Genomic DNA, 26,882 nt, shown 5'->3' on the forward strand with positions numbered 1-26,882 from the left:
CTTGACGGGATAGCACGGGAGCACGCCGGACGATCGGGTACGCACCCATTACGCTCGCCATATCCGAACTGTCAAAGGAAGCTGATCGTGGCCGAACGTGAACCGCGTCCCCGAACCGTCGGTGTGGTCCTGGCAGGCGGCGTCGGCCGGCGCGTCGGCCACGACACCCCCAAGCAGCTGCTGGAGATAGCCGGCAGGACGATCCTCGAACACACCCTCACCCTGTTCGAGGGGTCACCGGAGATCGACGAGATCATGGTCCTGATGGCGCCCGGCTTCACCGGCGAGGTGGAGCGGATCGTCGAGCGCAACGGCTTCACGAAGGTCGGCAGGATCCTGGAGGGCGGCGCGAGCCGCCCGGAGACCACCTGGCGGGCGCTGCGGGCCCTGGGCACGCGGGAGTGCCTCGTGCTGCTGCACGACGCCGTACGCCCGCTGGCGGAGCCCAGGATCATCGCCGACTGCGTCGAGGCGCTGAGGACCTTCTCGGCGGTCGAGGTGGCGATCCCGAGTTCCGACACGATCGTGGTGACCTCGCAGGGGCCGCACGGGGAGATCGTCAGCGACGTCCCCGACCGTGCCGGCCTGCGCCGCGTCCAGACCCCGCAGTGCTTCCGGCTCTCGGTGATCCGCGAGGCGTACGAGCGCGCCTTCGCCGACCCCGGCTTCGGCGACCGGCCGCCCACCGACGACTGCGGGGTGGTGCTGCGCTACCTTCCCGACGTGCCGATCCACGTGGTGCCGGGCAGCGAGCGGAACATGAAGGTCACCCACCCGGTGGACCTCTTCATCGCCGACAAGCTCCTCCGGCTCGCCGCGAGCGACGTCCCCGCCCGCTCCGGCACCGCCCTGCGCGAGGCGCTGGAGGGCAGGACCGTGGTGGTCTTCGGCGCGGACGACGGCGCCGGCGCCGAGGTGGCGGAACTGGCCGGGCGCCACGGCGCCCGCGTGTTCCCCCTCCCCGGTGCGGCGAGCCTTCCCGGTGCGCCGGACGGGGTCCGCGTCGACGACTTCCGGGCGGTGGCCGACGCGCTCGCCCGGGTCGTCAAGGAGACGGGCGGGATCGACTACGTGGTCGGCGCGGCGGGCGCGCCCGCGGGCAGGATCGACGCGGCGGACGACACCGCGATCGCCGAGACCGTGAGCCTGCACCATCTGGGCCCCGTCACCGTCGCCAGGGCGGCTCTCCCCCATCTCCGCGAGACGCGGGGACAGCTGCTGTTCCACGTTCCCTCCCGCGCCCGGGACGCGGCGGGAGACGGCCTGCGCTCCTTCGCGGGAGCCGCCGTGGCCGGCCTGACCCGGGCGCTCGCGGAGGAATGGGCCGGGTACGGGGTGCGGGTCAACTGCGTGGATCCCGGGCGGGCCGGAGCCACGGCGCCGCCGGGCCCGCCCGCCCCGCACGCCGTCGCCCGCACCTCGCTGGACGTGCTCGCCTCCGGCGTCACCGGTCAGGTGGTCGACGCCCGTCCCTGAGCGGCACGCGCCCCGCGGGGTCAGCCGCCCGCGCGGCCGGGCTTGCCGAGCCTTCTCGGGCTCGTCAGGAAACCCCAGCCCCACGACATGTGCATGGCGACGTAGACCAGCGGCAACCGGGCGAGCGCCGAGGCGGGCAGGCCGCTGCCGGTGACCGCGGAGCCGGCCAGGATCGCCGCCAGGTAGCCGCCCGGGATCAGCAGTCCCGGCCAGAAGAAGGGGGAGACCACCAGGCCCGCGAGGATGGCCAGCACGGCCAGGGGCGGCGCCAGGTAGCGCAGGTTGATCGTGCCCTCGTGGGTGCGGGCGACCACTCTGCGCCAGCGGCCGTAGTGGAAGTACTGCTTGGCGAGCGCCTTGAGGTCGGGCCTGGGCCGGTAGGAGACGCGCATCCGGGGCTGGAACCAGACCAGGCCGCCCGTCTCGCGGATGCGGTGGTTCATCTCCCAGTCCTGGGCCCGCTGGAAGTGCTCGTCATAGCCGCCGACCCGTTCCAGCGCGGAGCGGCGGAACACGCCGAGGTAGACCGTGTCGGCCGGGCCCGCGGTGCCGCCGGTGTGGAACCGGGCGCCGCCGACACCGATCTTGGACGTCATCGCGCGGGCCACCGCCTGCTCGAACGGCGTGACGCCCTCGGCCGCCATGACGCCGCCCACGTTGTCGGCGCCGGTCTCCTCGAGGGTCTCCACCGCGATCTGGAGGTAGTCGTCGGGGAGCATCGCGTGGCCGTCCACCCTGGCGATGATCGCGTTGCCGGAGGCGGCGATGGCGGCGTTGAGCGCGTTGGGGGTGCGGCCGGTCGGATTGGGCACGACGACCACGCGGGGGTCGTCGGCGGCGATTTCGTCGGCGACCTCCTGGGTACGGTCGCGAGAGGGGCCGATCGCGAGAACGACCTCGATCGGTCCCGCGTACCGCTGCGAGAGCACCTGACGCACCGCCTCCCGCAGATGGCGCTCCTCGTTCAGCACCGGGATGACGATGGAGATGGGGGGCCAGACACGTGTCTCGGAAGACGACGCCGGCGCGGGCGAGTCGGGGAACTGCTTCATGGCGTCGCTCACGCTACTGTACGAACGGGTACCTCATCGACCCAGCTGGAGCCTAGGGGGCCATGCATGCGCGACCCGGAGGAGGATTCGGGTGTGCACGTAGGCGGCGACGCCTACGGCAGCGTTCGGGTGAACCCGAGGCGTGATCGCAGGTCGGCGAGGGGTGCCCGCACCAGGCGGCGCGGTCTCGTGATCGCCGGCGCGCTCTCGTGCCTGGTTCTGGGCAGCTCCGGGGTGACGTGGGCGCTGACCAACTACGCCACGACGAAGATCGAGGCGGTCGACGCGGGGGTCCCCGGCTCGCGGTCGAGCACCGGCGCCATGAACATCCTGGTGGTCGGCGTCGACAAGCGCGACGACCTCACCCGCAGGCAGCAGAACCAGCTCAAGCTGGGCCGCGAGACCGGCGAGCGCACCGACACCATGATGGTGATCCACGTGTCGGAGGACCACAGCAAGGTCACCGTGGTCAGCCTCCCCCGCGACACCTGGGCGACGGTCCCCGGCAAGGGCATGCACAAGATCAACGCCGCCTACCAGCTCGGCGGCCCGAAACTCGCGACGCGCACGGTGCAGACCGCCACGGGCCTGACCCTGCACCACTACGTCGAGGTCAACGTGCTGGGCTTCATCGAGGTGGTCGACGCCCTCGGCGGCATCTCGGTCTGCACCCCGGTCCCGATCAACGACCCGAAGACCGCGCTCGACCTGCAGCCGGGCACCTACTCCTTCGACGGCGTCAAGGCCCTCTCCTACGCCCGCACCCGCGCCACCGCCCGCTCCGACCTCGACCGCATCGACCGCCAGCAGCAGGTGATCTCCGCGCTGCTGAACCAGGCGCTCAGCGGCGAGACGCTGACCAACCCGGTCAGGCTCGCCTCGTTCGTCGACACCGCCCTCGACACGATCCGGGTGGACGACGCGCTGCGCGGGGACCTGCTCGGCCTGGCCGACCAGCTCAAGGACGTCTCCACCGACGACGTGGCCTTCGCCACGGTCCCGCTCGCGGACGTCGACTACAAGACGCCGACCGGCGAGTCCGCCGTGCTCTGGGACAAGGAGGCGGCCAAGGAGCTGTTCCGCAGGATCGCCGCCGACGAGACGCTGGTCAAGCCCGCCAGACCCGGCAAGTCCACGCCCACCCCGGCGGCCTCCCCCTCGGCTCCCGCGCTGACCGTCGCGCCCTCGCGGATCTCCCTCAGGGTGCTCAACGGCACCACGATCACCGGCCTGGGCGCGCAGACCAGGGCCGACCTGCAGAGAGTCGGCTTCCTGGTGCCCGAGACCCCGGGAAACACCCCGCAGAAGGACTTCGAGAAGACCGTCATCCGCTACGGCCCCGGCCGCGAGGATTCGGCACGCACGGTCGCCGCCGCGCTGCCCGGGGCGGAACTGCGCCCCCTGGAGAGCCTGGGCGACAGGATCGAGGTGGTCGTCGGCCGGAAACACGCCCCGGCGAAGAAGGTCACCGTGAAGGAGACGGCCGCCTCGCCCACCCCGAGCGCTACCCCTGCCGCGACTCCGACAGCAAGAACAGCAACGGACAATATCTGCAAAAAGTGAGCTAAGTGCATAACAACCTTCTGTCAGGGCAGCTAGGAAGGCACGGAGGTGATGATCGTGATCTCAACATTCGATGTTCAGACATGGCGCAGTGGCACCTGTGTGGTCGTGCAGGCGACGGGCGAGCTCGACATGGCCGTGGCTCCCCGGTTGCGCGCGGAGATCGACCACGTCCTGCGCGAAGCGGGCACCCCGAACCTGGTGATGGACCTGACGGGAGTGCCGTTCTGCGACTCGGTGGGATTGGGGGTCCTCGTGGGCACGCTCACCCGTCTCAAGGAGGCCCACGGCCGCCTCATGCTGGTGGTGAGCCCCGGCATGATCACCCACCTGTTGACGATCACCAATCTCGACCGGCACTTCGAGACGCGGGACAGCCTGCGCGAAGCGCTCGACACCATGGCACCGAGCCACTCCCCGGGCTGACCCCTCCCAGGTCGGACCGGCTTTCCCAGCCGGCTCACGCCTCTCTCCCGTCATTCGGGAACCGGCTTTCCCGCACCTCCGCACCCACGTGCGGGCGGGGTCACAAAGCTGTTTCCTCGAATAGCTGGCACATATGCAAGTTGGCATCTACACTTCGCTTCGAAGCTATACGATCACGGAAAGCGATGATTCGCACCGTTAGGGAGTATCGTGGCTTCAGATGGTCCACCCCCCTCCGCGCCCGCACGACGCGACCGGGGAGGCGACGATCTGAGGCCAGGCGTCCGAGCGACACCCCCTGGCCGGATACGTACATTCACGTGAGCCTGCAGGGAAGTGGGCGATGAACGCACTTCAACTCACGAGCGAGCACGCGAACGGCTTCGTGGTCATCACGGTGGCCGGTGAGCTCGACCTCGCCACCAGGCCGGACCTGTCGGCCTTCACCCAGGACGTCATCGACGCCCGCCCCGGCACGGTCATCATCGACCTGGCCGGTGTCACCTTCATCGACGCGTGCGGCCTGAGCGCGCTGATCGCCGTCAAACGGTACGCACGCGAGCACGACACACCTCTGCTCCTGGCCGGAGCCCCACCGGTCGTCCTGAAGCTTCTGAAGCTGACCAACCTCGACGCGTCCTTCACCGTGATCTCCCGCACGGTGGCGATGGGCCCCCCACCGGACTGCTCGGAGGTCGCCCCGCACGTCCAGGCGGCCAGCCCCCTCGCCGACCGCTAGAAGAGCCGGCCCGCACCCCGCGGAGCGGCCACGCCGGCCGCTCCCGCCCCGCCGCCCGGTCCCACGGAGGCCGAACGCGCCGGGAGCCGCACGCTCCAGTCCTCGTCCCCGCCCCGCCCCCGCTCCCGGCCCCGCAGGCGGCCGGTCACCGCGTCCCTCCGGTCGGCCCGCCGCCTCAACCCCGCGACCTCAGGACCGCGCCACTGCGCCGGCGAGGTTCCCGGCCCGGAACCGGCCGGCCCGCCCGGATCAGGCGGACTCCCTGATCACCAGCGTCGGTTCGAAGATCCGCGAGGTCACCGGATGATCCGGATGCTCGATGTGGGTGAGCAGCAGCCGTCCCATCTCGGCCGCCATGTCCTCGACGGGGTGGCGGACGGTGGTGAGCGGCGGGCGGCAGGCCAGCGCCGCGCTGCTGTCGTCGAAACCCACCATGGCCACGTCGCCGGGCACGCCGCGCCCGTGCTGGCGCAGCACCAGCAGGGCTCCCTGGGCCATCAGGTCGTTGGCCGCGAAGACGCCGTCGATGTCGGGATGCTCGGCGAGCAGCCGTTCCATCGCCACCTCGCCGCTGTGGAGGGTGAAGTTGCCCTCGGCGCAGGGGATGTAGGGATGGCCGTGCACGGCCATCGCCTCCTGGAAGCCCGCCAGGCGGTCCTGGCTGGCCGGGACGTCGAGCGGGCCGGAGATGGTCGCCAGCCTGCGACAGCCCCGGGCGACGAGATGGTCGGCGGCCAGCTTGCCCCCGGCCCGGTGCCCGACGTCGACGTAGCTGATCGGGATCGGCCTGGCCGGTCTGGCGAAGAGCACCGCGGGCAGCGAGGCGTCGGCGAGCAGCTTGGGCAACGTGTCCTCGGCGCTGATGGAGACCAGGATGGCCCCGTCGACGTTGCCCCGGCGCAGGTAGCTGATGACCTGGTCGCGGGTCTCCGGGGTGTCGGCGAACATCAGGATCGGATAGATGCCCAGCGGGCGCAGGAAACCGACGACACCCCCGGCCACCCGCCCGAAGAACGGATCGGCGAAGACGTGGCCGGGGAACGGGCTCTCCTCGCTGCTGCCCGCCCCGGAGACGATCAGGGCGATCGTCCCCGTACGCCGGGTGACCAGGGAGCGCGCGGCCTGGTTGGGCACGTAGCCGGTGAGGGCGATCGCCTGCTTGACCTTCTCCTGGATCGCGAGATCGACATTGCGGATCCCGTTGATCACGCGCGAGACCGTGGCACGGGAGACTCCCGCCGCCCGCGCCACATCCTCCAAGGTCGGCGGCGCCGAAACTCGCGGCAGGCCTTCGCTCATAGGGCTTTTATAGCACAGCGAGAGAGCGCTCTCCCGAGGGCTCCCCCGAGGTCGGCGGCTCCGTGCCGAGGAGCACCGCGGCGCTCAGCGGCAGGTCGGCGGCCGAGCGTCCGGCGAGCACCGTGAAGGCGCCCTCCTCGGCCCGCCAGGCGTGGTGCTCGGCCGACCAGTGCCGGAAGGCCCGCGCCGGGACGTCCACCGTGACCTCGACGACCTCGCCCGGCCCCGCGTCGGCGAGGGCGTAGCCGGCCAGCCAGCGCGCGGGACGGGTCACGCCCGTCTCCGGCCGGGACAGGTAGACCTGGACGACCTCACGACCGGCGCGCTCGCCGGTGTTACGCAGCCGTACCCGGACGGGCAGCGGGCTCCCCGGGGAGACGTCCCAGGGCACGGAGAGGTCCTCGTAGGACCAGGACGTGTATCCGAGGCCGTGCCCGAACCAGTACGCCGGCGGCTCGGACCGCCGCAGCCAGGCGCGGTAACCGATGTCGAGGCCCTCGGTGTAGGCGAGCGTCCCGTCCCGCGGGACGGTGGAGACGAGCGCCCTGTCGGCCCAGGTCGTGGGCAGCCGGCCCCCGGGTTCGGCCCGGCCGAACAGGACGTCGGCGAGGCCGTGCCCCGCCTCCTGCCCGGGGAACCAGCTCAGGAGCACGGCCGGCACCTCCTCGCGCCACGGCAGGACCATCGGGCCGCCGGAGTTGACGACCACGACGGTCGCCGGGTTGGCCGCGGCCACCGCCCGGACCAGCTCGTCCTGGCGTCCGGGCAGGTTCAGGTGGGTGCGGTCGGCGCCCTCGTTCTCGATCTCCTCCGTGGAGCCGACCACGACGACGACGGCGTCGCAGGTGCCGGCGAGCTCGACCGCGGCGGCCAGCTCCACCTCGTCGGCGCGCCGGGGCGGGTCCGCGGCCAGGACCGAGGCGATCCCGCTGCCGGGGTCGAGCCGCCGCCGGGAGACGAGTTCCACGTCCCGGCCCGCCGTCACGGGGAACCGGGCGCGCCGGTACGGCGGGGACAGGTGCACGGTGGCGGGGTCGTCGGTGTCGCGCTCCACCTCCTCGTCGACCAGGACGTGGCCGTCCGCCTCCAGCCGGACGTGCCCCCATCCGGCGACGGCCAGCTCCCACAGGCCGTCCACCTCCGGCCTCAGCAGGGCGCGGATCTCGACGGTGGCGGCGGCGTCGATCCGCGCGGGTTCCAGGATGCGGCCGGTCAGCCGGTGCTCGGCGTGGATCTCGGCTCCGGTGCCGTCCAGCAGCCGGACCAGGACGCCGGGTTCGCCGGTCAGGGGGTCGCGGGCGTTGTCCGTGCCCAGCGGGGTCGGCCGGTCGTTGAGGTGCGGGCCGGGGCGGTGGAGCACCTCCGCCGTACCGGCCAGCGCCTCGCGGATGCCGTCGAGGGGGGACACGACGGACACGGGGTACACGCCCGCGCTGCCGCCTCCCTGGATCCGGGCGGTGGCGGCGTTCGGCCCGAGCACGGCGACCCTGCGCAGCCGCGCGGGGTCCAGGGGGAGCAGCGAGTCCTCGTTGCGCAGGAGGACGGTGCTCGCGGCGACGGCCCGGCGCAACAGCGTGCGGGCGGTCCCGTACCCGCCCCGCTCGCCGGCGTGCTGCCGTTCGGCGGGGCCGGGGAGGGCGGGCGGGGCGTCGGCGGCGAGGTCCAGCGCGCCGACCCGGGAGGCCAGCCGGAGCAGGCGCCGGACCTTGTCGTCGATCGCGGCCTCCGGCACCTCGCCCGCGCGCACCGCGGCGACCAGCGCCTCCCCCCAGGTGCCCTCCGGCCCCGGCATCGCGAGGTCCTGCGCGGCGCGGGCGGCGGGGCCGGTGGAGCGGACGCCGCCCCAGTCCGACACGACAACCCCGTCGAACCCCCACGCTCCCTTGAGCGGGTCGGCCAGGAGAGGGCTCTCCGACATCGTGGTCCCGTTCACCCCGTTGTAGGCGGACATGACGACCCAGACGCCCGCCTCCACCGCGGCCTCGAACGGCGCCAGGTACAGCTCGCGCAGGACCTGTTCGTCGACGCGGGCGTCGAGGGTGAGCCGTTCGGTCTCGGAGTCGTTGGCGACGTAGTGCTTGGCGGTGGCCGCCACCCCGCCCGCCTGGACGCCCCGGACGCAGGCGGCGCCGATCCTGCCGGTCAGCAGGGGGTCCTCGGAGTAGCACTCGAAGTGGCGCCCGCCGAGCGGCGAGCGGTGCAGGTTGAGCGTCGGGGCGAGCAGGACGTCCACGCCCTTGCGCCGAGCCTCGTCGGCGAGCAGCCCGCCCAGCAGTTCCACCAGGTCGTCGTCCCAGGTGGCGGCCAGTGCGGTCGCGGAGGGCAGGGTCAGGGAGGTGCTCCGCTCGTCCCATCCCTCCCCGCGCACGCCGACCGGGCCGTCGGAGGTGACCATGGCCCGCAGCCCGATGCCCGGCTCCGCCTGGGTGGACCACACGGTCGCCCCGGTGAGCAGCCGCACCTTGCCTTCCAGGTCCAGCTTCTCCACCAGCCGGTCGAGCTCGTCGATGCCCACGTGTGTTTCCCTTCGCTGTCGGAGAGCGCTCTCCAGTACGTCACGGCGATCCCGCGCTGTCAATGTCCGGCAGCGGACACGCCGCGGCTCACGTCGGGAAAGGCCCTGTCGAGAAAGCCCTTGCCGGGAGAGCCCCTGCAGGCAAGGTCCTCGCCGGGAAAAGCACGTGCCCGGCCCCGGCCCGCGGGTGCCGGAGTCCGGGGCACCCGGGGCCGGAGCCGGGCACATGCGGTCAGGGAAGCTCGAAGTTCTCCGTGAGGGCGGCGCCGCGGTGCGGCTTGTACAGGTCGTAGCCGCGCGGGTTGCACTGGAGGCCACCGTTGATGCAGTGGGTCACCAGGGCGTCGAGGATGGCGGGGTCGTCCCAGGCGTTGAAGAAGTCGTAGTGCCAGGTGTAACCGCGCCCGCTGGCCAGCCGCGCCTGCGACAGGTCACCGCTGGCGGGGAAGGCGATCTTGAACTCCAGCATCGGCACCGCCACCGGGTGGCTGGGCGGGCAGTAACCGCCGGCCGGGTAGGACATGTGGCTCTTGTGGTTGGCGCTGTCGAGGTTGACGCCGTCCCAGCAGCTCGGTGCCTGGTAGCGGACGTTCACCTGGCTGCCCGCCACGCAGGACGTCGGGATGTCCCAGCTCTTGGAGATGTCGCCGCACTCGAAGCCCTCGACGGCGCCCGGGGAGTCGCGGAACTCGGCCAGCGTCGCGGTCGGGCTGCCGACGACGAAGCGCAGGCCCTGCGGGAAGGGCTGCACCTCCCAGTAGTTGAGGATGCCGGACTTGTAGTAGATGACCTGGTTGCCGGTCGGCTCGATCAACTGGGTGCCCTTGTAGAAGCTCGGGAACCAGTAGGCCGACCTGTCGTGCGGGTTGGTGCACGAGGTGCCGCCGCCGAGGAGCGAGGACGACGTGCTGTGCGCGTTGGTCGTCCTGTTGCCGACGAAGGTGTGCATGTGCGAGGCGCCGGGCAGGCCGGGGTAGATGATCGGGTCGTCCGGCCGGTTCGCCGTCGGGGAGCAGTTGGCCTGGAACTCGTGGTGCGTCACCTCGTCGGTGAACGTCGGCTTCGGCCTCGGGGTGACCGGGGAGCCGCCGGTGCCGTACACCTTGAACTCCCACAGCGAGTAGCCGTAGCCGGTGCCCCGGGCGGTGCCGTGCATCCGCACGTACCGGCCCGAGCCCGAGACGTTGAGGGTCTGGGTGCCGCCGGTGCCGGTGGTGGTGGAGTAGACGTCGGTCCAGGAGGAGCCGTCGGTCGAGGTCTGGATCTTGAACGACCTGCCGTACGCGCCCTCCCAGCTGAGGACTACCCGGGAGATCGTCGCGGTGGCGCCCAGATCGACCTGGAGCCACTGCGGGTCGGCGGCGGCGCTGGACCACCGGGTCCCGTTGTCGCCGTCGAAGGCGGCTCCGGCGCCGTAACCGCCCCCTTCCGAGGAGGAGGCGGTCGCGGGCCGGCTCTGGGAGATCAGGCCGTCCGCCGCGCCGGCGGGGGAGATGATCGCCAGACCGGCCGCGACCAGCGCGGCGAGGGTGGCGGCGACCAGTCCCAGGCGGAACCTGACTGGACTTCGGGATGGGCGCATTGCCTCTCCTTCAGTGGGGGGTGGCCGTTGGGAACGGCACAGGGAGAGCGCTCTCCTACGAGGTTGATCCTCCCTGTTGCAAATTGTCAAGGCGACAGCCAACCCAATCTGAAACCCGCCGTTCATGTCGCCGACACGGGGACGCGCCCGCCTTCTCGCCGCGGACGCGTCGACGGACGTGCGAGAAGGTGGGCTTTGAAGGGATATGTCCGTTGAGGCGAGGTTTCGGGCGCGTGAGCAGCGCGTTTCGATCTCGCGAGAAGAAGGGCCTTGACACCGCTCGATCCACGGGAGCACCCTCGGTTACGGAGAGCGCTCTCCCCCCTCGCCGTCCCCTGGCGGGCATCCCCCTTTCGAGGAGAGATCGTGTATCCAGCTCGTAGTTCGGGCCGTTTCCGGTTGGGCCTGGTCATCGCCGCTCTGGCGGCACTGGTCCTTTCCGGGCCGGCATTCACCGGCCCTGCGGCGGCGGCCGACGGCCTGCTGTCGCAGGGCAAGACGGCGACGGCCTCGTCATCCGAGGGCGCCGGCTACGTCGCGTCGCTGGCGGTCGACGGGAACCCGGCGGGAACCCGGTGGGCCAGCGCGTTCAGCGACCCGCAGTGGCTCCAGGTCGACCTCGGCGAGACGGCCACGATCAGCCGGGTGGTGCTGACCTGGGAGGCCGCGTACGGCAAAGCCTTCAAGATCCAGGCCTCGGCCGACGGCTCCTCCTGGACCGACGTCTACTCCACCACCACCGGCACCGGCGGCACCCAGACCCTGGACGTGACCGGGTCGGGCCGGTACGTGCGGATGCACGGCACCGCCCGGGGCACCGGCTACGGCTACTCGCTGTGGGAGTTCCAGGTCTACGGCAGCACGGGCGACCCCCAGGAGCCGGAGGAGCCCGGCACCTGGACCGAGGTGTGGAAGGACGACTTCAACGGAGCGGCCGGCACCTCCCCCTCGGCCACCGACTGGATCCTGCGCACCGGCACCTCCTACCCCGGCGGCGCCGCGAACTGGGGCACCGGCGAGGTCGAGACCATGAGCGCCTCGACGGCCAACGTCTCCCTCGACGGCACCGGCAACCTGAACATCAAGGCGATCAAGGACGGCGCGGGCAACTGGACCTCCGGCCGGATCGAGACCCAGCGCACCGACTTCGCGCCGCAGCCGGGCGAGCTGCTCAGGTTCAGCGCCCGGCTCAAGCAGCCCGACGTCGCGAACGCCCTGGGTTACTGGCCCGGCTTCCGCGCGACGGGCGCCGCCTACCGGGGCAACTACACCAACTGGCCGTCCGTCGGCGAGACCGACATCATGACCGGCGTCAACGGCCGCGGCCAGCTGGCCAACACCCTGCACTGCGGCACCGCGCCCGAGGGCGTGTGCAACGAGTACAACGGCCGCACCAGCGGTTTCGCCACCTGCGACGGCTGCCAGACCGGCTACCACGAGTACGCGCAGGTCATCGACCGCACCAAGACCGACGAGGAGATCCGCTTCTACCTCGACGGCAGGCAGACCTGGGTCGTGCGCCAGAGCCAGGTCGGCGTCACCGCGTGGCGGGCGGCCCTGCACCACGGCTTCTACCTCCGCCTCGACCTCGCCATCGGCGGCTCGCTGCCCAACGCGCTCGCGGGAACCACGACGCCGACCGCCGCCACCACCTCCGGCGGCGTGCTCAGCGTGGACCGGATCTCGGTCGCCAGGCAGGCCGGCACCGTCCCCGCCGCGATGACCGACCCGGCGACCCCCGCCGGGCCGAGCACGGTCAGGGTGACCGGTTCGCAGGGCAACTGGCAGCTCCAGGTGAACGGCGCCCCGTACGTGGTCAAGGGCCTGACCTACGGCCCGCCGCAGGCCGCGGCCGACGGCTACATGCGCGACCTCAAGAACATGGGCGTCAACACGATCCGCACCTGGGGCGTCGACGACACCCACACCCCCGCGCTGCTCGACAGGGCCGCCCAGCAGGGCATCAAGGTCATCGTCGGGCACTGGCTCAACCAGGGCGCCGACTACGTCAACGACACCGCGTACAAGAACAGCGTGAAGAACGAGATCGTCGCCAGGGTGAACGCCCTCAAGGGCCGCCAGGGCGTGCTCATGTGGGACGTCGGCAACGAGGTCATCCTCACCATGCAGGACCACGGCCTGCCGGCCGACGTGGTCGAGCAGCGGCGGGTGGCGTACGCGAAGTTCGTCAACGAGGTGGCGCAGGCGATCCACGCCGCCGACCCCGACCACCCGGTCACCTCCACCGACGCCTACACCCACGCCTGGACCTACTACAAGGCCCACTCCCCCGCCCTCGACCTGCTCGCGGTCAACTCCTACGGCGCCATCCACACCGTCAAGCCGGACTGGATCAGCGGCGGGTACACCAAGCCGTACATCGTCACCGAGGCCGGGCCCGACGGCGAGTGGGAGGTGCCCGACGACGTCAACGGCGTCCCCGACGAGCCGACCGACCTGCAGAAGCGGGACCAGTACACCGCCAGCTGGAACGCGATCAAGGGCCACCCCGGCGTCGCGCTCGGCGCGACCGAGTTCCACTACGGCCTGGAGAACGACTTCGGCGGGGTGTGGCTCAACACCACCACCGGCGGCTGGCGCAGGCACGGCTACCACGCGCTCAAGGCGGCCTACACCGGGCAGCCCTCGGCGAACACTCCCCCGGAGATCACCTCGATGACGGTCGGCTCGCAGACCGCAGTCCAGGCCGGGAAGACCTTCACCGTCGAGGTCGCCGCGACCGACCCGAACAGCGACCTGATCCGCTACAACCTGATGTTCAGCAACAAGCACATCAACGGCAACCGCGGCTTCGACAACGTCAGGTTCGTCCAGACCGGCCCCGGCAGGTTCACCGTGACCGCGCCGGAGCAGATGGGCGTGTGGAAGGTGTACGTGTACGCCTTCGACGGGCACGGCAACGCGGGCATCGAGCAGCGGTCGTTCCGCGTCGTCCCGCCGACGGTCGCCGGGACCAACGTGGCCCTCGGCAAGCCGACCACCGCCTCCTCCTACCAGGCGACCGGCGACGGCGGCCCGTTCACCGCGAACCGGGCCACCGACGGCAGCTTCACCTCCCGGTGGGCCAGCGAGTGGGCCGACCCGCAGTGGATCCAGGTGGACCTCGGCGCGACCACCGCGATCAGGCATGTCCAGCTCGGCTGGGAGGGCGCGTACGGCAGGGCGTACCAGATCCAGACCTCCACCAACGGCTCGACCTGGACCACCGTCCACTCGACCACGACCGGCGACGGCGGGTTCGACTCCGTCGACCTCAACGCGTCGGCCAGGTACGTCCGGGTGAACCTCACCCAGCGCGGCACGGCGTACGGCTACTCGCTCTGGGAGTTCGGCGTCTACAGCTAGGCGCCGTGCCCGGTACGTCTTCGAACACGGCGGCGCGTCAGCCAAGCGTGTTTCGAGCACGGCGGCGCCTTCGCAGGCAGCAGGCGGGGGCCTCCTGCCCGCGGAGGCACGGCCCTTCCGAGATGCACGGGGACCCGGCCGGGAAGCACCCTTCCTGGCCGGGTCTCCGGGCTTTTACCGGGTCGGCATCCACCCCGGAGAACCTCCCGGAACCTTTTTCAGGATGAGCTGTGCGCGTCCGCTGCCACCAGCAGCCGCGCGGCGACGTCCGCGCCGTCGGTGCGCACCGCGCCGGAGAGGGACCGGGCACGGGCCGCCACGTCCGGCCGGAGGGTGTGACCGAGAGCCTCGGTCAGTGAATCCGTGGCCGGCGCGCCGGGCGCGTGCGCGGTCCCGGCTCCGAGGTCGTCGATTCGCCGTGCCCAGTAGTGCTGGTCGAACTGCTGGGGGATGACGACCTGGGGTGCCCCGGCTCGCGCGGCCGCGGTCGTGGTGCCCGCGCCGCCGTGGTGCACGACGGCGGCGACCCGCCGGAAGAGCAGCTGCTGGTTCACCTCCCCGATGGACAGGCAGTCGGGTTCGTCGTCCAGCGGCGCCAGGTCCGCCCACCCTCGGAGCACGACCGCGCGGCGGCCGAGCGCGCGGGCCGCCTCGATCATCGTTTTGACGAGGTCCTGCGGAGCGCGGATGCTGCCGAAGCCGAAATAGACGGGTGGCTCACCGGCGTCGAGGAAGGCCTCCAGCTCCGCGGAGAGCGGGCGCTCGTCCGGCAGGATCCAGGCGCCCGTCTGGACCACGTCCGGGTCCCCGGACTCGGGCCAGGGTCCCAGCGTCGGGTCGGCGGCCAGCCAGGGCCGGTCGGTGAACATGTGGCCTCGCACGTCGTCGACCGGGGCCAGGCCGACAGAGGCCCGATGGGAGTCGAGAGCGGCGCCGAAGACGCCGTTCCAGCGTTGTGCGTCCTGTTCCCAGAGCGCGCGGTTGTCGGCCGTGCCGTCCGCCGGTACGGCTCCCGGCATCGGCAGGGGCGGCGGCGCGTGATGCGGGGAGGGCAGGGCTGTCGGACAGTAGCCGGCGAAGACGTAGCGGATCCCCATCCGTTCAGCCACCGAGCGGGCGGCCACCACCAGGTATCCGCCCGCCAGGATGGCGTCGCAGCCTTCGGCCGCCGCCGACAGCGTCTCGAACTGGTCGGCGATCGAGGCCTCCACCATCCGGCGCCGCTGCTCGGGCGAGGGCGGGGCCGCCGCCGGGTCGGCCTTCCCTGTCGAGCGCAACTCGGGGCCGAGGGGGGTGAACGGGATCCCGAGACCGTCGATCCAGTCGCGGAAGTCGGGGGGTGCGCACACCCGGACCTCCTCGCCAAGCTCCCTCAACCGCACCGCCAGCGCCACCACAGGCTGGACGTCACCGCGCGACCCGATCGTCGACAGCAGAACACGCATCGAAACTCCCCCTCTTCGCTTCTCGCTCCTCGCGAGAGCCGCGGCCACGATCGGCCGGGGCATGGTCGACGTGAGCCGCACACGCGTCCATCCCCGTCCGCCGTGTGCCGGTTCGGCTCACGGCCCCGAATTCTGGACCGTCACCGGGGTCTTGCCGCAAGCCCCCCTGTCCGCTATACGTTGAAAGTGGCGAGGAGACCGGGTGTTTCCGTGGGCCTGACGCAGGGGTTCCTCTCACGAGGGTCCGGCGTGACCAGTACGGCCTTGACGTGGTGAAACATCGCTTTCAAAGCGGTTTTCAGAGCGCCCCGACGTTGTGAGACGCGGTTCCTAGAGCGCTCCGACGTACACCCAGTCGCCCGCGTGCCTGGCGAAGCGGCTGTGCTCCTCCATGTGACCCGCCTCGCCGCGCTCGACGTAGTGGGCGCGGAAGCGGACGGTGCCCTCGGTGTGGAAGGAACTGCCGCCGGTCGTCTCCAGCACCTCCAGGCGGGTCCACCGGACCGAGCCGTCGAGCTCGACAGCCGGTGGACGCGTCGACGGATGCCAGGTGCGGAGAAGATACCCGGCGTCCCCGACGCCGAAGGCGCTGAACCGCGACCGCATCAGCGCCTCGGCCGTCGTCGCGGACACCTCGCCGCGGTGCAGCCGCCCGCAGCAGTCCCCGTACTTCGCGGGCAGCCCGCACGGGCATGAGGTGTCGGGCGCGGAACGGGCTCGGGACCGTGGATCACGTCGTGGCACGTCCCCAGTATGCCCGCGCACTCCACCGGGCCCGTTCGCGGCGCCTCAGGCCCGGCCCGGTGACCTGATCGGGCCCGTTCTCGGGACTCACCTGACACAGGTGGGAGCGCCGATCGCCGTACTCGCCTTCGGCCCGGCGACTCGCGAGACATGCCCCACGACACACCTGGCGGGACCCGCGAACATCCGTGGTCAATCGTTGATTTTGAGGGTGGCGGCCACATGGTCGCAGGCCTGCCGGATTCTCACGTCATGCTCGTGCAGGAAGCAGTTCAGACTGACCCTGTCGCCGCCGCGCGTGTAGCCGTAGAGCGAGATGCTGCCGTCGGTACCGCCGAGGTCTTCGAATCTGAGCGCAGGCAGACCATCGATCTTCGTCTGCCGCCATGACATGCGCATCTCCTCGGGAAGGCCAGGGGGTTTCCGCCTGAGGTAGAGGTCGGTCGGCATGCCTTCTATCGGAGTGCTGATGCCGACCATGATCGGTGCGTTGTATTCGGCCAGGCTGGAATGGTTCAAATCGACACAATCGGCGGGTTGGTGCCGGCAGCGTTTCCAGGTCCACCCGGCGGGAGGTTCGAAGCTCGCCCGCCCGCCTCTCAACACGACCGGCGGCGCCGTGCCGGCCGCGACGGGTGTGGTCGCTGCCGTGGCAGTGGCGGAGGACGGGGCCGACGGCGTGACACAACCGGAAACCAGGGCGAGTAATGTCAGCCCGATCACTCCGGTCGCCACTGATGGTGCTTTTCCACGCATGAGGCCTCCCTTTTGCGGCATCACTCATCCACTTGGATGCACCGGAAACAGAAAAGGCCGTCTCCGTGACCCGGGAGATTTGGCATCGTGGCTTTCTCGTAACGCGAGGCGGGATGTCGGCGGTCAGATTTGCATGAGTCCTGGACCCGTCGCCCACCTGCCAGCCGAGGGACCGTTTCCCCTTTCCGTCTTACTCCTGTCGCGCCGTCAAGAAATTCCGGACCGCATCCGGCCCCATTCAGGAGTTCGCCTCTTGACGGAACAGCGGCCGAACAGGGAAAAACCCAAGATCATGACCCGGTCACCCCGCCCCCGGCGGTCGACGGCCCTTGCCCCACCTCCCGTTGTCCAGATCCCGATCCGGAGAGGTCAGTGGTCAGGCCAGAGCCCGGTAGCCGCCAGCGCCTCCTCCGGAGACGAGACGTGCCTGACGCCGGAGACCGGATGTCCCTCGTGGTCGAGGATCCGCCAGCCGCCGAGCTGGACCACGGGGACACGGCCGTGCCGCATCGCGAACGCCAGCTCGGAGAGGGTGCCCCACGACCCGCCCACGACGATCACGGCATCACCCGAGTTGACGATGACGGTGTTCCGCGCCTCCCCGAGACCTGTCGGGAGCACGATGGAGAGATCCGGATTGGCCTCCTCCATGTCCGCCCGGGACAGGATGCCGACCACCGTCCCGCCCGCCGACCGGGCACCGGCCGCCACGGCGGCCATGACTCCGCTGTAGCCACCACAGATCACCACCGCACCGCGCTCCGCCAGCAACCGGCCGACCTCGCGGGCGTTGGACGCGTCCTCACCCGTGCAGTCGCGCGGGCCGCACACCGACACCTGAATCGTCACGAGGGGATCCTGCCCGTGGGCGGCGACCACCGACCGGGAATCCCCGAGATGCCCGCAACGCTTGGCTGCGATCTCGAACAGGTGCACATGGCTGCGACGAACCCCTAAGGGCTGATCACGATGTAGATGCGGGCAAAGTACCAGGTCAGCTGCTTGAGCAGGAACCACGGCGCCTGGAGAACCCGGAAGAGGTCTTGGCGAGCGTATGACGGACGAAGCGGTCGGTGTTGGCCTGCAGATCGGCGTCGCGAACCGCGGCGCGGCCTTGGACGAGCACGGCCGCCGCCTCACCGGTGTAGGGCAGGGCGACGCGCGGGTCGCGGCGGGCGCGCTCTGCCTTGTCCGGGTACGTCAGGCCGGCGGTGATGCCCAGGGTGCCGTTCGCGCCGGCATGCAGGAGACGGGCCCGCTCGTCCTTGGTGAGCCCGATGCAGGAGCACACCAGCGCGTCTTGGAACGTGCTGGTGAGGGCGTCGGGCAGCGAATGCACGAGGAAGTGCTCCTGGGAGGCAGGGGAGAGGACACGCGGCGCCCCTGGGTCCGCAGATCTTCACAATGCGGATCGAGAGCATAGAGCAGATCCTCGCGGCCGATGCAGGGGTGAGCACGCCCCGCGCACCCTGGCCAGCCTGGCCAAAAGGGGCGACCTGGCCGACGTCCAAGGCAGGCGTACCGGGCGGAAGTAAAGGATTTATGAAACGGATCACACTCCAGTGTTGTGTGGAATTTTGCGTAGAACGCTTATATGCACCCGCGCTGCTGACGGGCCAATCAGCTGACCTTGACCCCTCTGACCAGCGCCTTACCAAAAAAGTACGGCAGTTGCACGCCGCCCAAGCCGCAGCCGCGGCTGCGGCTGCCGGGAGTTCTGGTACGACATATTGCTAAGCTCCCCTATAGGGGGATTAGCGGCGTTTCGCACGGAAATCGAACTTTCAGCGCGATCGATGCATTTTGCATGCCCGGGAAAGATCGGGACTACTCCCCCGGTGAGGCGAAAAGCGCACCCATATCAGCGGTATGGAAAGGGAACGTGTGAAACACGTCTACAAGGTTCTGGCCTATCTGATCGCCGTCGAAGTGGCCGTGCAGGCGGCGGCGGCGGTGTGGTTCGAGGCCGGGCTCAGCGTATTCATCGGGCAGGGCGGGGTGCTCGACAAGACGCTCGCGGAGAGCGGTGAGGTGCCCTTCATCGAGGTCTTCGGTTTGGTCGTGCACGGGCTCAACGGGATGTTCGCCATCCCGGCCCTCGCGCTGATCCTGCTGATCTGCTCCTTCTGGGCGAAGGTCCCCGGCGCGGTGAAGGCGGCCGGGCTGGTGCTCCTGCTCGTCGTGCTCCAGGTCACCTTCGGCATCATGGGCGGCAACATCCCGCTCATGGGCGCCGTCCACGGGATCAACGCGCTGCTCCTGTTCGCCGCGGCGCTGCACGCGGCGCGGCTCAAGGCGGCCGCACAGGTACCGGCCACGCGGGAAGCACAGCCCGCGGCCCACAGCTGACATGCGCAGGAGTCGTCTGGCCTTCGCGAGTGCCGCCACCGTGGCCGTGCTCGGGCCGCTGCTCTGGCTCTGGCAGGACAGCCTGATGCCGGACGCGTACTCGCTCACGGACATGGGGTACGCCGACTACGGCGGCGGGCCGGGCGGCTCCTCGGCCCACGGCGGGCACGCCGCCCATAGCGGGACCGCGCGTGACGTCACCCAGCTGGCCGCCGACGCCAAGCATCCGGCGGACGTCGCCGTGACCATGGTCGCCCGCAAGCAGCGGTTCCGCCTGCCGTCCGGCCGTGACTTCGACGGGTACACCCTCAATGGCGCCTCCCCCGGCCCGACCGTCAGCGCGGTCGAGGGGCAACTGGTCGAGGTCCGGCTGGTCAACGAGTCGGTGCCAGGCGGCATCACCCTGCACTGGCACGGCGTGGACGTGCCCAACGCCGCCGACGGCGTGGCCGGGGTCACCCAGGACGCGGTCGGCGTCGGCGAGCAGTTCACCTACCGGTTCGTCGCCGACCAGGCGGGCACCTTCTGGTACCACTCCCACCAGATGTCGCACGAGCAGGTGCGCGGCGGCCTGCTGGGGGCGCTCGTGGTCACGCCGGCCTCCGGTGCGGGCAAGAGGGTCGACGTCGTGGCGCTGTCCCACCTGTATCGCGGGGTGCGCACGATCAACGGGTACGAGGGTGACGTCCGCGTCGAGGCGCCGCCCGGCGCGCGGGCCCGGGTGCGGGTGATCAACACCGAGTACGGCGTCATGCAGGCCTGGGTGAGCGGCGCCCCCTTCCGGCTCGCCGCCGTGGACGGCACGGAGCTCAACGGGCCCGCGCCGGTGCGGGACACCGCCGTGGCGGTGGCCGCCGGCGGGCGGACCGACCTGGAGGTGACCATGCCGGCGGACGGCTCGCCGGTGCGGGTCCACCTCGGCGGGCCGGCCGGCGTCGTGCTCGGCTCGAAGTCGTACGACCTGCCTCCGCTTCCCCGCCCGGCGGCGACGCTGGACCCGCTCACCTACGGCACCCCGGCGCGGCTCGCCTTCGACCCCGCCGCGCCGAACCGGCGCTTCAACTACGACATCGGACGCCGCCCCGGCTTCCTGGACGGCGTCCCCGGACTGTGGTGGACCATCAACGGCGGGCTCTACCCCGACGTGCCGATGTTCCACGTGAGGGAGGGCGACGTGGTGCGGATGCGTGTCTCCAACCACAGCGGCGAGGCCCATCCCATGCACCTGCACGGCCATCACGCGGTGGTGCTCAGCCGCGACGGCGTGCCCGCCACCGGAAGCCCCTGGTGGGTGGACTCCCTGGAGGTCGGCTCGGGCGAGACGTACGAGATCGCCTTCGTCGCCGACAACCCGGGCCTGTGGATGGACCACTGCCACAACCTGCCGCACGCCTCCGAAGGACTCACCGCCCACCTGATGTACGAGGGCGTCACCACCCCGTTCACCGTGGGCGGCCCGGCGGGGAACGTGCCGGAGTGAGCTGTCATGGCCTTCAACGGTGCCCGCCACGGCGATGACCGCCGTGGCGGGTCCCGGCCGGCCCCGACCAATGGCCCTGGACAAGCAGATCACCAGCGCCCTGACGCGGCTACACGCCCTGCCCGGGTCGGCCTGACCGGCATCAACCGCTGCGACGACCTGGAGAGGCGACCCGCGGCCCGCGGAATCCCGCCCACCCGGCGTGACAGCCCGTGGTGATCACAGCAGGAAAACAACCTTCAGGCCGGACCTCCTCAACGACCAGATCAAGATCGAGTAGCGTCAGGGGCTGGCCCGGTGGCTTCTCCTGGCGATAGGGCCTGGGGCCTTTTCCATCTCGGCTAGCTGCTGGTGCTGTGACCGGAAACGTTCATCGGGGTGCACGGTTTTCACATGGGGGCGGGCCTCAACTTTTGACGGCCTCTGCGATCTGTAAGGCGACCTGGGCGGGCGTGAGGTGCGTGGTGTCGACGACTTCGGCCTCGCCGTGAAGCCACGTGCGGGCCGCCTCGGCGTAGGGCTCAAGGTATTTGAGACGGAAGGGGGAGGGGCCAAGAAGAGCGTCCCCCTCGATGCGCCCGCGGAGGGTGTCCTGGTCGGCGTGGAGGACGAAGTGCCGTACCGGAATGGCATGCTGGGCGAGGCCCGTGCTGATCTCGCGCCAGTACTGCTCTACCAGGACGGTCATGGGCATCACCAGAGTGCCGCCGGTGTAGTCGAGTACGCGGCGGGCGGTCTCGACCACGAGTGGCCGCCACGGCGGCCAGTGCTGGAAGTTGTCCGTCGCGGGCAGCCCCGGCGTGATGTCCATGAGTGTCTCGCCGACCTTCTCGGCGTCGAACACCCGTGAATCCGGGATCAGTTGCTGCACGAGCGCACCGGTCGTCGTCTTGCCCGCGCCGTGGGTGCCGTTGAGCCATACGATCACGGGACTCGATGCTAGTGGCGGGAAGGGAGCCGAGAAACAGGTCCTGGTGCCGTGGCGGATGGCATGGGCCACCTCCGGTGAACGTTTTCGGTCACAGCACTAGCGAACCTCAAAGACCATCCGCACCGCGCGCTGGCGCACTTCCTGCGGGATCCCGCCGGCGGTGGCCTGGCTCGGGCGTACCTCCACCGACGATCAGCAAGATCCCACCCTGTCCCTGCCCCGGCAGCTGCGCGGCTGCCGGGACGCGTTGCCGAACGGCGCCCCGATCGTCGCCCATTTCTACGACGTCGAGTCCGGGCGGACGAATCCGGCCGCCCGGGGCCGCGACAACGCACACGAGGCGTTCGACGGTCCGGGAGCTTTCTCCGGACCGGGTTCTTGCTGTTCAGGCGCCTACTTCAGGAGCTGGCGGGCCATCACCATGCGCTGGATCTGGTTCGTCCCCTCGTAGATCTGAGTGATCTTCGCGTCGCGCATCATGCGCTCGACCGGGTAGTCGCTGGTGTAGCCGTACCCGCCCAGGAGCTGGACGGCGTCGGTGGTGATCTCCATGGCGGCGTCGGAGGCGGCGCACTTGGCGGCGCTGGAGAGGAAGGTGAGGTCCTTCTGCGGCTCGCCGTGCATGGCCAGCTCGGACCTGGCCGCGGCGGCGTAGGTGAGCTGGCGGGCGGCCTCCAGCTTCATGGCCATGTCGGCGACCATGAACTGGACACCCTGGAACTCGGCGACGGCCTTGCCGAACTGCTTGCGCTCCTTGACGTAGCCGATCGCGTAGTCCAGCGCGCCCTGGGCGATGCCGAGCGCCTGGGCGGCGATGGTGATGCGGGTGTGGTCCAGGGTGGCCAGGGCGGTCTTGAAACCGGTGCCGGGCTCGCCGATCATCCGGGACGCGGGGATCCGCACGTTCTCCAGGATGACCTGGCGGGTCGGGGAGCCCTTGATGCCGAGCTTGCGCTCCTTGGCCCCGAAGCTGACGCCCTCGTCGCCCTTCTCCACGACGAACGCGGAGATGCCCCTCGCCCCGGCGCCCGGCTCGGTGACGGCCATCACCGTGTAGTACTCCGACACCCCGGCGTTGGTGATCCACATCTTGGCGCCGTCGAGCACGTAGTGATCGCCGTCGAGGACCGCGCGGGTCTTCATGGCGGCGGCGTCGCTGCCCGCCTCGGCCTCCGAGAGCGCGTACGAGAACATCGCGTCGCCCCGCGCGACCGGCGTGAGATAGCGCTGCTTGAGCTCCTCGGAGGCCGAGAGCAGCAGCGGGACGGTGCCGAGCTTGTTGACGGCGGGAATCAGCGAGGACGAGGCGCAGGCCCGCGCCACCTCCTCGATGACGATCACCGTCGCGAGGGCGTCGGCTCCGGCACCGCCGTACTCCTCGGGGATGTGCACGGCGTGCAGATCCGCCGCGACGAGCGCCTTGTAGCTGTCCGCCGGGAACTCCGCCGTCTCGTCGGCCTCGGCGGCGCGAGGGGCGATTTTCTCGTCGGCGAGGGCCCGGACCGTCTCGCGGAGCATCTCGTGCTCCTCGGGCAGTGCGTAGAGAGGGTAGCTCATGGGCAAATACTAGGACGTCCAACAAAACCTGGAGCGCTCCACCCCATGTGATATGTACTCCGGCGTTTGTGCAGGTGGCAAAGTGGAAGCGCCAGATGCCGGTACCCTGTCGGCAAAGAATTGGGCAGAACCGAAAGGAGCACCAGTGGCCTACCGCCTGACAATGGTGGGAACCGGATACCTCGGTGCGACGACGTCCGCATGCATGGCCGAGCTGGGCTTCGAAGTCCTCAGCCTCGACGTGGACGCGGAGAAGATCGACCGCCTGCGGGCCGGCGATCTGCCCATCTACGAGCCGGGTCTGCAGGAGATCCTGCGGCGCAACCTGGCCAACGGCCGGTTGCGCTTCACCACCTCGTACGAGGAGGCCGCGGCCTTCGGTGACGTGCACTTCCTGTGCCTGGGCACCCCCCAGAAGCCGGGAGAGTACGCGGCCGACGTGTCCTACCTGGACGCCGCGATCGAGTCGCTCGCCCCCCACCTGGACCGCGAGTGCCTGATCGTCGGCAAGTCGACCGTCCCGGTCGGCACCGCGCAGCGCCTCGCCGACAAGCTGGCCCGGCTGGCACCCATCGGCGTGGGCGCCGAGCTGGCCTGGAACCCGGAGTTCCTCCGGGAGGGCTTCGCGGTGAAGGACACCCTGCACCCCGACCGGATCGTGCTCGGTGTCGCCTCCGACAGGGCCGAGAAGATCATGCGGGAGGTGTACGCCTCCATGCTGGAGATGGGCACCCCGATGGTCATCACCGACTACCCCACGGCCGAGCTGGTCAAGGTGGCCGCCAACGCCTTCCTCGCCACGAAGATCTCCTTCATCAACGCGATGGCCGAGGTCTGCGAGGCCGCGCACGCCGACGTCAAGCAGCTGTCCCTGGCGCTGTCCTTCGACGACCGCATCGGCGGCAAGTTCCTGAACCCCGGCCTCGGCTTCGGCGGCGGCTGCCTGCCCAAGGACATCCGGGCCTTCATGGCCAGGGCCGGCGAGCTCGGCGCCGACCAGGCGCTGACCTTCCTGCGGGAGGTCGACGCGATCAACATGCGCCGCCGTGCCCGCATGGTCGACCTGGCCCGCGAGCTGGCCGGGGGCTCCTTCCGGGGCTGCACGGTCGCGGTGCTCGGCGCCGCGTTCAAGCCCAACTCCGACGACATCCGCGACTCGCCCGCCCTGGACGTCGCCGTCAAGATCAGCGAACAGGGTGGCAGGGTCACCGTCTACGACCCCGTCGCCCAGGAGAACGCCCGCAAGGCCCATCCCGGGCTCTCCTACGGTGCCTCCGCCCTGGACGCGGCCAAGGACGCCCACGTCGTGCTGCTGCTGACCGAGTGGCAGGAGTTCATCGCCATGGATCCCGAGGAGCTGGGTTCCGTGGTGGCCTCCCGCAAGATCGTCGATGGTCGCAACGCCCTCGACGCCGAGACCTGGCGGGCCTCCGGCTGGCACTACCGCGCCCTGGGCCGCCCCTGAGCCGGCCCGCCCTCGCGCACCGAGCCGTTCGTTCGCGCACCGCGCCTTTCGCGCGCCCCCGGACATGACAACGGGTTCCCGGTCGATACCGGGAACCCGTCGGGTAAGCGTCGACTTCTCAGGGACACATCGGTCACCGTGACCTTCTCACGTCACCGACTCCAGACCTCACCGGACCTCACCAGTGGTCCCAGCGATACCAGCGACGCCAGCGGCGACGACGGCGACGGCGATGGCGCCAGTACGGATCGTGGGCGGGCCAGCCCCCTCCCGGGAACATCGTGATACCCATGAGGACGCCCCCTTTCGCAGTAATCTCGCGGATATGACAATTACTACGATATGGGACATACCGCCACAAAAAGGCCTAATCGCTTCTAAGTTAGCTATAGAACGTTTTTGAGGGTTATTACGGTAAGACCGATCCCGTTGTGACGAATGCGAGTCACCTCGCGAAACCACTTCTTCCTGTGCGTTCGACAAAAGGACCTTTACCCTGGCGAGAAACCGGCGGCCGGGAGGGTGAACCCCGTGGGCGCCGCGTCTTTCGCCAGGTCGGCCCGGTACGCGACCCGATCGCGGCCATCGGGGAAAGTCCCCGGAGACGCCCGGTGAGAAGGCCCCCGTACCCTAGGGAGGCCTTCTGCCCGTCCCGGTCCCGCCCGGTCAGTTGTCGAACTCGCCGAGCTTCACGCCCCCGACGAAGGCGTCCCACTCCGAGCGGGTGAAGAACAGCTTCGGCCCGTCGGGATTCCTGGAATCGCGCAATACGTAAAGAGAGCCCGAACCGGCCTTGTGACCCTCCGCGGGAGCGTCGACCACGGCCACCTCGACGCAGTTGCCGCCGTCGTCCCCCTCCGGAGCCGCCCTGCGCCAGACGGCCTTGCTGAGGTCTGCTTCCACGTCGTCTCACCTTCGCTGTGTCGGCGGTCGCCCGGTGGGCGGAGTCTTCGAGCGGATCGCGCCGTGACGCCGGCATGCCCTCGCACGGCCCGGGGGTGACCCGTGAGATGTCCTCCGGCGACGGCTCCGCGAACGGCATCGGGCCCCACGGATGGCACCGGGGCTTCACGAACGGCACCGGCTCCATGGACGGCGGCGGCTCCACGAAGACAGTATCCGGACCGCCCGCGACGTCCGCAACGACAAAAGCGCAGGGCGCGTGCCCGGCACGGCGACCCGTCCGGCAGACCGCGCGGCGTCAGCGGCGACCGAGCCTCACGACGCCGGAGGCGGCCACGGAACTCGTCCGGGCGTACGAGGCCGGAGGCGCGGGGGCCGGCGCCGAGGTCAAAGGTCCCAGGGGCTAGCGCGCCGACACGGAACTCACCGCGGAGTCGACGGGCCTGCCGCCCTCACCCGCGCCCAGACTTCCCCACACCGCCAGCACCGCCATCGTGAGTCCGAGGACGGCGCGGATAGCGTTCCTCATGATTCTCAACCTCCAAGATATTCGAAGATTTTCCCCTTCCCCTCGCGCCCTCATCTATCCGCGATGCCGTCAAGCCATCGGTCAAAAGTGGTGATATCAGGCGCCGAGCTGGGCGGCCTCGGCCCGAAGTCTCGCGCCCTTGGCGTGGGCCTGCTCCTTGAGAGCGAGCTGGAACGCCTCCATCTTCCCCCGCAGCCCCTCGTCGGCGGCGGCGAGGATCCGCACGGCCAGCAGGCCCGCGTTGCGGGCGCCCCCGACGGCGACGGTCGCGACAGGGACCCCCGCTGGCATCTGGACGATCGACAGGAGAGAGTCGAGGCCGTCGAGATACTTCAGCGGGACGGGGACACCGATCACCGGCAGCGGGGTCACCGACGCGAGCATGCCCGGCAGGTGAGCGGCTCCCCCGGCACCCGCGATGATCACCTTCAGTCCACGCCCTGCCGCCTCCGCGCCGTACGCGATCATCTCCTCGGGCATGCGGTGCGCGGAGACCACGTCGGCCTCGAACGCCACCCCGAACTCGGCCAGCGCCTCGGCGGCGAGTTTCATCACCGGCCAGTCGGAGTCGCTGCCCATGACGATGCCGACGGTGGTCATCACTTCTCCTTGCCTCGCGGCCCCGGGGCCGCGCGCGTTCGCGGTGGTGCCGTGGTCCACGCCGGTGCGGGGATTCTCGGCGGTCCGGTGCCTTCGAGGCGCCGG

23 protein-coding genes are annotated in these 26,882 nt (G+C 70.5%); 9 read left to right on the forward strand and 14 right to left on the reverse strand.

The features are described from left to right. Positions 1 to 87: 87 nt before the first annotated feature. Positions 88 to 1,476, forward strand: coding sequence for an SDR family NAD(P)-dependent oxidoreductase (locus tag ACVCAG_RS16170; protein WP_440084154.1), 1,389 nt, complete (start codon positions 88 to 90; stop codon positions 1,474 to 1,476). Positions 1,477 to 1,496: 20 nt separating this feature from the next. Here the strand turns inward: ACVCAG_RS16170 and ACVCAG_RS16175 are convergent, their stop codons facing one another. After that, positions 1,497 to 2,528, reverse strand: coding sequence for a glycosyltransferase (locus tag ACVCAG_RS16175; protein ID WP_440084213.1), 1,032 nt, complete (start codon positions 2,526 to 2,528; stop codon positions 1,497 to 1,499). A gap of 93 nt (positions 2,529 to 2,621) precedes the next feature. Here ACVCAG_RS16175 and ACVCAG_RS16180 point away from each other — a divergent pair, with 93 nt between their 5' ends. The 3 genes from ACVCAG_RS16180 to ACVCAG_RS16190 all read left to right on the forward strand — a co-directional run bounded on the left by ACVCAG_RS16180 (position 2,622) and on the right by ACVCAG_RS16190 (position 5,256). After that, positions 2,622 to 4,091 carry an LCP family glycopolymer transferase gene (locus tag ACVCAG_RS16180; RefSeq protein ID WP_440084155.1) on the forward strand — a complete coding sequence of 490 codons (1,470 nt, stop codon included), beginning with the start codon at positions 2,622 to 2,624 and terminating at the stop codon, positions 4,089 to 4,091. Between the two features lie 57 nt (positions 4,092 to 4,148). Further along, the gene (locus ACVCAG_RS16185) at positions 4,149 to 4,517 is read left to right on the forward strand and encodes an anti-sigma factor antagonist (protein ID WP_440084156.1); all 369 of its coding nucleotides are present in this window, start codon (positions 4,149 to 4,151) and stop codon (positions 4,515 to 4,517) included. Between the two features lie 343 nt (positions 4,518 to 4,860). Beyond that, positions 4,861 to 5,256: an anti-sigma factor antagonist gene (locus ACVCAG_RS16190; protein WP_440084157.1), complete on the forward strand. Its 396-nt coding sequence runs from the start codon at positions 4,861 to 4,863 to the stop codon at positions 5,254 to 5,256. A gap of 249 nt (positions 5,257 to 5,505) precedes the next feature. On the opposite strand, the gene ACVCAG_RS16195 is transcribed toward ACVCAG_RS16190, so the two are convergent. The 3 genes from ACVCAG_RS16195 to ACVCAG_RS16205 form a co-directional block, all read right to left on the reverse strand. Beyond that, positions 5,506 to 6,555 (reverse strand): substrate-binding domain-containing protein, encoded by a 1,050-nt coding sequence (locus ACVCAG_RS16195; protein ID WP_440084158.1) that lies wholly within the window; start codon positions 6,553 to 6,555, stop codon positions 5,506 to 5,508. A 7-nt stretch (positions 6,556 to 6,562) separates the two neighbouring features. Then, the gene (locus ACVCAG_RS16200; protein WP_440084159.1) at positions 6,563 to 9,070 is read right to left on the reverse strand and encodes a glycoside hydrolase family 3 C-terminal domain-containing protein; all 2,508 of its coding nucleotides are present in this window, start codon (positions 9,068 to 9,070) and stop codon (positions 6,563 to 6,565) included. A 232-nt stretch (positions 9,071 to 9,302) separates the two neighbouring features. Then, the gene (locus tag ACVCAG_RS16205) at positions 9,303 to 10,652 is read right to left on the reverse strand and encodes a DUF1996 domain-containing protein (RefSeq protein ID WP_440084160.1); all 1,350 of its coding nucleotides are present in this window, start codon (positions 10,650 to 10,652) and stop codon (positions 9,303 to 9,305) included. A 366-nt stretch (positions 10,653 to 11,018) separates the two neighbouring features. On the opposite strand from ACVCAG_RS16205, the gene ACVCAG_RS16210 reads away from it, so the two are divergent. Next, a complete protein-coding gene (locus ACVCAG_RS16210) occupies positions 11,019 to 14,018 on the forward strand; it encodes a discoidin domain-containing protein (protein WP_440084161.1) in 3,000 nt (999 codons plus the stop codon). A gap of 218 nt (positions 14,019 to 14,236) precedes the next feature. On the opposite strand, the gene ACVCAG_RS16215 is transcribed toward ACVCAG_RS16210, so the two are convergent. The 5 genes from ACVCAG_RS16215 to ACVCAG_RS16235 form a co-directional block, all read right to left on the reverse strand. Then, complete coding sequence (locus tag ACVCAG_RS16215; protein ID WP_440084162.1) at positions 14,237 to 15,463, reverse strand: nucleotide disphospho-sugar-binding domain-containing protein; 1,227 nt, start codon at positions 15,461 to 15,463, stop codon at positions 14,237 to 14,239. Between the two features lie 330 nt (positions 15,464 to 15,793). Further along, entirely contained in the window at positions 15,794 to 16,207 is a 414-nt protein-coding gene (locus ACVCAG_RS16220; protein ID WP_440084163.1) for a YchJ family protein, read from the reverse strand. A 192-nt stretch (positions 16,208 to 16,399) separates the two neighbouring features. Then, complete coding sequence (locus tag ACVCAG_RS16225) at positions 16,400 to 16,963, reverse strand: hypothetical protein (RefSeq protein ID WP_440084164.1); 564 nt, start codon at positions 16,961 to 16,963, stop codon at positions 16,400 to 16,402. Between the two features lie 369 nt (positions 16,964 to 17,332). Continuing rightward, positions 17,333 to 17,812: a TIGR00725 family protein gene (locus ACVCAG_RS16230; RefSeq protein ID WP_440084165.1), complete on the reverse strand. Its 480-nt coding sequence runs from the start codon at positions 17,810 to 17,812 to the stop codon at positions 17,333 to 17,335. 145 nt (positions 17,813 to 17,957) lie between these two features. After that, complete coding sequence (locus ACVCAG_RS16235) at positions 17,958 to 18,302, reverse strand: hypothetical protein (protein WP_440084166.1); 345 nt, start codon at positions 18,300 to 18,302, stop codon at positions 17,958 to 17,960. A gap of 530 nt (positions 18,303 to 18,832) precedes the next feature. Between ACVCAG_RS16235 and ACVCAG_RS16240 the strand changes: the two genes are divergently transcribed. Further along, positions 18,833 to 19,312 carry a hypothetical protein gene (locus ACVCAG_RS16240; RefSeq protein ID WP_440084167.1) on the forward strand — a complete coding sequence of 160 codons (480 nt, stop codon included), beginning with the start codon at positions 18,833 to 18,835 and terminating at the stop codon, positions 19,310 to 19,312. A 1-nt stretch (position 19,313) separates the two neighbouring features. After that, on the forward strand, positions 19,314 to 20,792 hold the full coding sequence (locus ACVCAG_RS16245) for a multicopper oxidase family protein (protein ID WP_440084168.1): 1,479 nt from the start codon (positions 19,314 to 19,316) through the stop codon (positions 20,790 to 20,792). 406 nt (positions 20,793 to 21,198) lie between these two features. On the opposite strand, the gene ACVCAG_RS16250 is transcribed toward ACVCAG_RS16245, so the two are convergent. After that, positions 21,199 to 21,720, reverse strand: coding sequence for an ATP-binding protein (locus ACVCAG_RS16250; RefSeq protein WP_447189980.1), 522 nt, complete (start codon positions 21,718 to 21,720; stop codon positions 21,199 to 21,201). 163 nt (positions 21,721 to 21,883) lie between these two features. Here ACVCAG_RS16250 and ACVCAG_RS16255 point away from each other — a divergent pair, with 163 nt between their 5' ends. Further along, the gene (locus ACVCAG_RS16255) at positions 21,884 to 22,174 is read left to right on the forward strand and encodes a hypothetical protein (protein ID WP_440084170.1); all 291 of its coding nucleotides are present in this window, start codon (positions 21,884 to 21,886) and stop codon (positions 22,172 to 22,174) included. Here ACVCAG_RS16255 and ACVCAG_RS16260 read toward each other — a convergent pair. Next, complete coding sequence (locus ACVCAG_RS16260) at positions 22,117 to 23,280, reverse strand: acyl-CoA dehydrogenase family protein (protein WP_440084171.1); 1,164 nt, start codon at positions 23,278 to 23,280, stop codon at positions 22,117 to 22,119. The two genes, ACVCAG_RS16255 and ACVCAG_RS16260, sit on opposite strands and share 58 nt — an antisense overlap. Positions 23,281 to 23,443: 163 nt before the next feature. Here ACVCAG_RS16260 and ACVCAG_RS16265 point away from each other — a divergent pair, with 163 nt between their 5' ends. Continuing rightward, positions 23,444 to 24,745 (forward strand): nucleotide sugar dehydrogenase, encoded by a 1,302-nt coding sequence (locus tag ACVCAG_RS16265; RefSeq protein ID WP_440084214.1) that lies wholly within the window; start codon positions 23,444 to 23,446, stop codon positions 24,743 to 24,745. Positions 24,746 to 25,411: 666 nt separating this feature from the next. Here the strand turns inward: ACVCAG_RS16265 and ACVCAG_RS16270 are convergent. The 3 genes from ACVCAG_RS16270 to purE form a co-directional block, all read right to left on the reverse strand. Next, a complete protein-coding gene (locus ACVCAG_RS16270) occupies positions 25,412 to 25,648 on the reverse strand; it encodes a DUF397 domain-containing protein (protein ID WP_447189981.1) in 237 nt (78 codons plus the stop codon). A 403-nt stretch (positions 25,649 to 26,051) separates the two neighbouring features. Continuing rightward, positions 26,052 to 26,177, reverse strand: a complete 126-nt coding sequence (locus ACVCAG_RS16275; RefSeq protein WP_447189982.1) for a hypothetical protein — start codon at positions 26,175 to 26,177, stop codon at positions 26,052 to 26,054. Between the two features lie 96 nt (positions 26,178 to 26,273). Next, positions 26,274 to 26,777, reverse strand: coding sequence for a 5-(carboxyamino)imidazole ribonucleotide mutase (gene purE, locus ACVCAG_RS16280; RefSeq protein WP_440084173.1), 504 nt, complete (start codon positions 26,775 to 26,777; stop codon positions 26,274 to 26,276). Between the last annotated feature and the right edge of the window lie 105 nt (positions 26,778 to 26,882).

Source organism: Streptosporangium sp. G12 (assembly GCF_052983175.1).